The sequence below is a fragment of the Microcystis sp. LE19-41.2A genome (assembly GCF_027530405.1).
GTDB classification, from domain to species: Bacteria; Cyanobacteriota; Cyanobacteriia; order Cyanobacteriales; family Microcystaceae; genus Microcystis; species Microcystis aeruginosa.
In genome coordinates this window covers 1-1,289 of record NZ_JAPZQJ010000660.1, presented here as the reverse complement: position 1 = coordinate 1,289, position 1,289 = coordinate 1, and the positions used below count along the sequence as shown (strand labels likewise).

At 39.6% G+C, this 1,289-nt stretch carries 2 pseudogenes; both read left to right on the top strand.

The features are described from left to right. Window positions 1-234: 234 nt before the first annotated feature. Window positions 235-732: pseudogene (locus tag O9290_RS27330) on the top strand (DUF4277 domain-containing protein); the annotation flags it as partial. A gap of 71 nt (window positions 733-803) precedes the next feature. After that, a pseudogene (locus O9290_RS27325) lies at window positions 804-1,050 on the top strand (helix-turn-helix domain-containing protein); the annotation flags it as partial. Between the last annotated feature and the right edge of the window lie 239 nt (window positions 1,051-1,289).

The following is a 1,289-nucleotide window of genomic DNA, read 5'->3' as shown; positions in this document are numbered from 1 at the left end:
AAGTCTAAAAGTCTTACCCAACAAGGTTTTTAGATTTATTCAGCAAGCCCTAATTATGAAAAAATAGGAATTGTTGGAAAACTGAGGCGAGTGGACTGTTCGACCAGGAATCAATCAACAGAAATTGAAGTCAAAAATCTATAGCGTTTCCTAAGCTAGTGAGGTACACCTATTTTTCTTCCCTTTTGCCTTTTGCCTTTTGCCTCTTGCATGAGTGCCTAAAACCCATAACTTTTGTACCTCAGCAGACTGAAAAACGCTATAGACCATCTGGGATTAGTAGCCGGAATTATCGATGAAATAGGAATCGTCGAAATTATCAACGAACAAGTCTCAATTGAGCGAGGAGAAATTGTCACAGCGGGGCAAGTCGTGAAAGCAATTATCCTGAATGGATTGGGATTTGTCTCCGGGTCCTTGTATTTATTTCCTCAATTTTTTGAAGATAAAGCAAGCGAACATTTGCTGGGAGAGGGCATCGAACCCAAACTCCTGAATGATGATAAAATTGGTCGAGTAATGGACAAACTTTATCAACTGGATGTTTCGGGTATTTTCCTACTCATTAGTTTAGCGGCCGTAAAAAAATTTGGTGTAGCGACCGAGAATTGCCATTTAGATTCGACTTCTCTATCAGTGGAAGGAGAATATAAAAAGGAATACCCAACAGTAGAAATCCTGAAATCAGGAGCAGTTGGAGAAGAAATTGAAACCAGACAACAGCCAATAAAACGTCAATTCAAAAATGAAACGCATCAACCTCAAGAGTTGACAAAGAAAGGCTCATCAGGTACTGTCTGATCATTAACAACAACAAATCAGACCCAAAAACCAGCCGAAAACATCTTAACATAGAACAAAGAAACTTGCTCTACCAACTTAGTCAAGAGGGAAATTTATCTCAACGGCAAATGGCCGTCTGGCTCGGATGTCATCAAAGCACGACCAGCGCGAGAATTAAGAAGGAATCAAAGTTCTCTGGGCTGCTATCTACCTGACACAGCACAAGCTAAGAGCGAGACGCGCACCAAAAATGCCAAACAACTCTTTTAAAATGTCAGCGAGTCGGCCTTAGAGTTGGTGAAAAAAGGATTGAAATATTATCATAGGGTTTGCTGAATAATGGTAAGTAGGTGGGTGGAATTAAATAGGGTTTGCTGAATAATGGTAAAACCCTTTTAAAATAAGGCTTTTGACCTGTTAAAGTCCGATGTTAGTGCAAGAAAATAGGATTGGGACTTTCAAAAACCTTGCATTATCCTTCTTGTAGTACATAGCTTGGTACAAAA